The sequence below is a fragment of the Sphingomonas populi genome (genome assembly GCF_004208535.1).
Lineage (GTDB): Bacteria > Pseudomonadota > Alphaproteobacteria > Sphingomonadales > Sphingomonadaceae > Sphingomonas > Sphingomonas populi.
Genome location: NZ_SGIS01000173.1, coordinates 1 through 651 on the forward strand (window position 1 = coordinate 1; position 651 = coordinate 651).

The window sequence follows — 651 nt, forward strand, 5'->3', positions numbered from 1 at the left end:
TGGGTAGGTCTCGCGGCGGACTGAGCACCAAGATTCATGCCGCTTGCGAGGCGCTGGGCCTTCCCATCCGCCTGATCGGATCACCGGGGCAACGCAATGACATCGCTCTGGCACACGACCTCATCGAAGGTTTTGAGGCGCAGGCCTGCGGATTCCGGGGTGATCGCGCCCGGCATTCCGAGATGATGTCGCCCGGCATTCCGATTTGATGCCGCCCATCATTCCGGAATGATGCCGCCCACCCGGGACGGTGTTTGGAAGGTTAGTTTCGGTCGTCGAGGATCGCTCCTTTTGGGGAGGTCCGATGCCGACGGAGAGACTGAGCATGCGTCGTGTACGCGAGATATTGAGGCTGATCCGAGACGCGGACATGCCGGCCCGCGCGGTTGCCCGCCAGCTCGGCGTGGCGGCCTCGACGGTGCGGGAGACGGTGCGTCGGTTCGAGGCGTCCGGCATGGAATGGCCGCTGCCAGCGGCGCTGAACGATACGGCGCTGGAGATCCCATGAGGAGGTGAACAGCGAGCGGCACTCTGCCAGACTGCTCTCGCTAAAAAACCAACTCTGGAGGCCGACATGCTTGTTGAAGCCGATCGATCCAATGCGCCGTCCGCTGTTCGCACGGAGCTTACCGCGATTTTCATCTCGCTGGA

The 651-nt window shown here is 63.0% G+C and carries 1 protein-coding gene and 1 pseudogene; both read left to right on the top strand.

Annotation, left to right across the window (positions count from 1 at the left end):
* Positions 1 to 146: pseudogene (locus tag EWE75_RS24790) on the top strand (IS5/IS1182 family transposase); the annotation flags it as partial.
* A 179-nt stretch (positions 147 to 325) separates the two neighbouring features.
* Entirely contained in the window at positions 326 to 508 is a 183-nt protein-coding gene (locus EWE75_RS24795) for an AsnC family protein (protein WP_165388544.1), read from the top strand.
* Positions 509 to 651: the final 143 nt, after the last annotated feature.